The following is a 5097-nucleotide window of genomic DNA, read 5'->3' as shown; positions in this document are numbered from 1 at the left end:
GGGGGCGGGCCGGGCGGGGGGGGCCCCCCGTGTCCCGTGGGGGTGGGGCGGCCCCCCCCCCCCCCCCCACGACGGCTGACTCAGCCTTCGTCCTGCTCGTATTCCACGAAGACATCCAGTTCCAGCGCCAGTTCCTGCACGGCGTCACGCACGCGCTGGGCACCGAGTGCGTTGCCTACTTCCACTTCCAGTTCGTGCGTGCCCGGGCCGATGTCATCGGACAGGCCGGCCGAGCTGGAATCGTCGTCGTCCATGTGCGGCATCAGGTCGTCGGTTTCCTCGACGTGTTCGATCCCCTCGATGCTCTGCAGCAGGTCGGTGATGGCACGTGCATCGTCTTCGGTGCCGGTGATTCGCAGTCGCAACAGGGCCATGGGTCGAGCCTCGGGGAAAGGGACTCCAGCCTAGCCAGCACGCGGAAAAGATCGGGTGAGGACATGCGCCGGACCGTGGCGTCCGGTTCAGTCGTGCGTGCCGTCCGCAGGCGGCAGGCCCAGCAGTTCATCGGGCAGTGCGGGCAGCGGGGTGCGCTCATCCAGTGCCTCGCGCTTGAGCCAGTCCATGAACGCCTGCGCGGTCGGGCTGAGTGGGCGGTGTTCGGCGTGGACGACGTAGTAGGCGTAGCGCGCCTTGAGTGCGGGGCCGGGCAGGCGCACCAGCTCATAACGCTGCAGGTAGGGCTGGGCGATGTGCTTGCGCGCCAGCACTGCGCCGATGCCGTAGACCGCGGCGCGCATCGCATCGGTGCTGTCGCTGAAGGTGTGCAGCGAGGGCAGGTCCAACCCGCGCACACCCGCCGCCCGGAACCAATCGCGCCAACCCTGCGGCGACATGTCGCTGAGCAGCGGCAAGGCGGCGATCTGAGCCGGTTCGCGCAGCATCGAGACGCCCGCCAGGGAAGGTGAGGCCACCGGGCAGAGTTCATCGTCCATCAGGTGATGCGCGGCCATGCCTGGCCATTGGCCAAGGCCGTAACGGATGCCCAGTTCCGGACCGGTTTCGTCAAAGCGGACCAGTTCGGTGCTGGTCTGCAGCTCGATACGCATGCGCGGATGCTGTTGGGTGAAGCGCGGCAACCGCGGAATCAGCCAGCAGTACGACAGCGAGCGGATGGTGGTGACCCGCAGCGGCACGATGTCCGCCTGCGGATGCAGGTTGCCGGCCACTGCATTGAGATCACTGAGCGCCGCCGCCGCCGCATCGGCCAGCTGGCGGCCTTCGGCCGTCAGCCGCACGCCGCGCGCATGGCGCTGGAACAGGATGGTTCCAAGCAGGTCTTCCAGCCGTCGCACATGGTGGCTGACCGCACTGGCGGTGAGGTGCAGTTCCTGGGCGGCGTGGGCGAAGTTCTGGTGGCGTGCGGCAACCGCGAACACCCCCAGCGCGGGCAACAGGGCAGGGCGAAGGATCATGGTCGAGACCCAAATCATATTTGTGGCTTGCACGGATACTACGCGCTTGTGAGTGCCTGACGGCAGGCGGATGCTGTCGTCCTTCCCCCCCGGATTCACGCGCATGTTGCCGCCCCTTACCCCCTGTCCCGCGCGCCTGCCCTGCTTCGGGGGCCGGTCATGAGCGGAGCGCCGCTGGCCGCCGCTACGGTGGCGCGCGATTGGCGCACGCCGCTGGAACTGACCGCACTGGGCGCGATATGGGGCTGCTCGTTCCTGTTCATGCGGGTGGCCGTGCCAGCCTTCGGACCGTATGCACTGGTGGAGGTGCGGCTGCTGCTCGGCGCGCTCGTGCTGCTGCCGTTCCTGTGGCAGGCGCGCGCGCAGTTCCCGGCCCGCCGCTGGCTGTGGCTGGCGCCGATCGGGCTGATCAACTCGGCCATCCCGTTCGTGCTGTTCGCCTGGGCCGCACAACGCGCTCCGGCCGCGATCGGTGCGATCTGCAATGCGATGACCGTGCTGTTCGCCGCGCTGATCGCGTTCCTGTTCTTCGGCGAAAAGATCGGCATGCGCCGCGCGATCGCCCTGCTGGTCGGCTTCGCCGGGGTGGTGGTGTTGGCCACGGCCAAAGTGTCCGGTCTGAGCATCGGTGCGGCGGTGATGGCCGGTGCCCTGGCCGCGCTGTTGTATGGCCTGGGCGTCAATCTGGTGAAGCGCCACATGACCGGCCTGCCACCGGCGGCCTCGGCCGGTGCCACGCTCGGCTGCGCGGCGATCCTGCTGCTGCCGATGGCGCTGACCCATTGGCCGACCGCCCCGATCCCGATGCTGTCCTGGGCCTGCGCGATTGCGCTGGGCGTGGTCTGCACCGGCCTGGCGTTCCTGATGTTCTACCGCCTGATCGCCCGCATCGGTCCGGCCCGTGCCTCGACTGTGACCTACCTGGTGCCGATGTTCGGCGCGCTGTTCGCGTGGCTGTTCCTGGGCGAACCGGTGACTGGCGCGATGGTCGTGGCGGGCGTGCTCATTCTCGGCAGTGTGGCGGTGTCCCAGAAGCGATAGAGATCGCCTCTGCGGAGGCGATCAGCCGGCCAGCGGCCGGCGCGACCGGGACGGGCATGTCCACCCCCATGCACGTTCACCGCGCCGGTGGCGCGGCCTTACCGCACCGGCACCGGGATGTTGCACAGGTCGATGTGGCCGGCCGGGCGCTTGTAGAAATCATCGACGCGGTTGCGGCGCGCTTCGGTCGCATCGGCAAAGGTCCTGGAGTCCGTGCGCAGCACCTGCAGCTTGGGGCGTTCCGCGGCCGGTACATCGCTGGCACGCTGGATCGACTGGATCGCCGTACGCTGCGCCGGATCGGCGTAGAAGCCCATCGGGGCCGGGCCACGTGGCAGCGCGCTGAGCAGCTCCATGCCCTGCAGCACGCGGCCGACCACGGTGATGTTGCGGTCCAGCTGACGCGGCGACTGCCCGGTCACGACGTACAGTTCGGCACCGATGCTGCTGTCTTCCTCGTTGTTGCGGCCGGCGCCCAGCGCGCCATAGCAATGCGCCAGCCAGGTCTTGCCGTCCTTGCGATCCTGGCCCACCGGGAAGCCGTCGACGAAGCCGGTCTGGTCGGCCCAGCCATCACGGTCGGGCAGGAGGCTCACCTTCAGCCCCTTGCTGTCACGCTGGAATTCGGCCGGGAGCGTGCGCTTGGCGCTGCCGAGCGGCTTTGCCTTGGCGGCATCGTCGGCATCGGCATCGCCGAACTGCACCACGAAGTTGTCCTGCGCGCGGTAGATGCTCTCGCCATCCCAGAAATGCTCGTGGGCCAGGGTCTGGATGTTGCCCACGTGCTGCGGCGCGAACGCCGGGGCCAGTTCGATGATGACGCGGCCGGCGGGCAGGTTCATGTACAGCAGGTTGGCCGGGTCGGGCGTGCGCCAGTCGCTGTCCGGCGACGCGTCCAGGATCTGCTGCGGGCTGCGGTAAGGCGTGGCCGCGCTGACCAGGCCGGGGAGCAGGCAGGCCAGGGCGAGGGTGAGCAGGGCAGGACGACGTGGCGACATGGCAGACCCGTTCAGGAAGGGAGTGCCCGATTGTGCGCGAAGCGCACCGGCTACGGCCAGCCAGGGGATGTCCTGCGGCACGGTGACTAGCGACACATCCGCTATAGCGAACTTCGGACTAGTGTGGACTCCACGCTAGCGGAGACCGTCATGAGCGACCACGAGGTCCACCTCAAGAAATTCCAGAAAGAGCTCAGCTCCGGCACGGTCTCCCTGGCCTTGCTGGCGGTGCTGGCCAAGGCCGGTGAGCCGCTGTACGGCTACCTGATCGCCAAGGAGCTGGAGCGGGTCGGTGAGGGCGTGCTGAGCGGCAAGCAGAGCGCGCTCTACCCGGTGCTGCGCAACCTGGAAGGGGCCGGGTTGCTGGAAAGCCATGTTGAACCGTCGGTGGCGGGTCCGCCGCGTCGCTACTACCGCATCAATGACACGGGGCGTGAAGTGCTCAGCCACTGGACCGCCGCATGGCGTGCCACCCGTGATTCCGTCGATTCCGTCCTGGAAGGGGTAACCGCATGAACATCGAATCCGTGGCCGGTCGGGCCTTGCCGACCACCATCCCGGCGTATCTGGCACAGCTGCGCGCGGCGTTGCACGACGCCGATCCGGCGATGGTGCAGGACGCCCTGTACGACGCCGAGGAGTACCTGCGCTCGGAGCTGGCCGCACAGCCGGGCCGCAGCGAGGCCGAGGTGATCGCCGATGTGGCCGGCAGTTACGGTGCGCCGGAAGAAGTGGCCGAGATCTACCGCGAAACGGAAATCACCGTGAACCGTGCGCTGCGCACGCCGAGCGCGGGTGCGGCACCGATCCGACGTGCAGCGCCGGTCAGCGCTGGCGCGCAAACGGCACCGCCGCAGGCGCCGTCCAAGCCACGCTCGGCCCTGGCCCGCTTCTTCGGTGTGGCGCTGGAGGCACGCACCTATGGCGCGCTGTTCTACATGCTCCTGTCGCTGGCCACCGGTACGTTCTTCTTCACCTGGGTGGTCACCGGCCTGTCGCTGTCGCTGGGCCTGATGGTGCTGATCATCGGCATTCCCGTGGCGGTGTTGTTCTTCGGCTCGGTGCGCGGTCTGTCGCTGCTGGAAGGGCGATTGGTCGAAGCCCTGCTCGGTGAGCGCATGCCGCGCCGGCCGACCTATTCCGACCGCAGCCGCAGCTGGCTGCAGCGGATCGGTGACATGTTCACCGATGGCCGCACCTGGCTGACCCTGCTGTACTTCGTGCTGATGCTGCCGCTGGGCATCGTCTACTTCACGATCGCCACCACGCTGTTGTCGACCTCGATCGGCTTCATCTGGGCACCGGTGGCGGCGCTGTTCTCCAGTGACTACGTGGGCATCCACATCGACGGCATCCAGATGCTGCCGATCTGGGTCACACCGCTGCTGGCGATCATCGGCGTGCTGCTGCTGTTCGCGACGCTGCACCTGGCCCGCGGCATCGGTCACCTGCACGGGATGATGGCCAAGCATCTGCTGGTGCGGCTGTAAACGGGACACGAGGATGGCGAGGGTGACGACCAACGGTCGTCACCTACCGGCGCTGCAGAACCCGATGATCCGGTAGTGCCGGGCCCGGGGCCGGGCCCCCACCAGGGTGTGGTAAGCGGAGCCGGCCCCCCGCCCGGCCAACCCGGTGTGGGTGTG

6 protein-coding genes are annotated in these 5097 nt (G+C 68.3%); 3 read left to right on the top strand and 3 right to left on the bottom strand.

Annotated elements, in window-relative coordinates; translation table 11 throughout:
- Positions 1 to 80: 80 nt before the first annotated feature.
- A complete protein-coding gene (locus ABE571_RS18770) occupies positions 81 to 374 on the bottom strand; it encodes a hypothetical protein (RefSeq protein WP_019184421.1) in 294 nt (97 codons plus the stop codon).
- Between the two features lie 87 nt (positions 375 to 461).
- Entirely contained in the window at positions 462 to 1412 is a 951-nt protein-coding gene (locus tag ABE571_RS18765; RefSeq protein ID WP_313210822.1) for a LysR substrate-binding domain-containing protein, read from the bottom strand.
- A gap of 159 nt (positions 1413 to 1571) precedes the next feature.
- Here ABE571_RS18765 and ABE571_RS18760 point away from each other — a divergent pair, with 159 nt between their 5' ends.
- Entirely contained in the window at positions 1572 to 2453 is an 882-nt protein-coding gene (locus ABE571_RS18760; RefSeq protein WP_313210824.1) for a DMT family transporter, read from the top strand.
- 98 nt (positions 2454 to 2551) lie between these two features.
- On the opposite strand, the gene ABE571_RS18755 is transcribed toward ABE571_RS18760, so the two are convergent.
- On the bottom strand, positions 2552 to 3451 hold the full coding sequence (locus ABE571_RS18755; RefSeq protein WP_346464149.1) for a peptidylprolyl isomerase: 900 nt from the start codon (positions 3449 to 3451) through the stop codon (positions 2552 to 2554).
- 150 nt (positions 3452 to 3601) lie between these two features.
- Between ABE571_RS18755 and ABE571_RS18750 the strand changes: the two genes are divergently transcribed.
- Both ABE571_RS18750 and ABE571_RS18745 read left to right on the top strand, forming a co-directional pair.
- Positions 3602 to 3967 carry a PadR family transcriptional regulator gene (locus ABE571_RS18750; RefSeq protein ID WP_313210828.1) on the top strand — a complete coding sequence of 122 codons (366 nt, stop codon included), beginning with the start codon at positions 3602 to 3604 and terminating at the stop codon, positions 3965 to 3967.
- Entirely contained in the window at positions 3964 to 4941 is a 978-nt protein-coding gene (locus ABE571_RS18745) for a sensor domain-containing protein (RefSeq protein WP_313217711.1), read from the top strand. Before ABE571_RS18750 ends, ABE571_RS18745 begins: the two co-directional genes overlap by 4 nt.
- The last annotated feature ends 156 nt before the right edge of the window (positions 4942 to 5097 follow it).

The sequence above is a fragment of the Stenotrophomonas sp. TWI273 genome, assembly GCF_039674765.1.
Lineage (GTDB): Bacteria > Pseudomonadota > Gammaproteobacteria > Xanthomonadales > Xanthomonadaceae > Stenotrophomonas.
The sequence above is the reverse complement of the archived record's forward strand: the minus strand, read 5'-3'. Positions and strand labels throughout refer to the sequence as shown.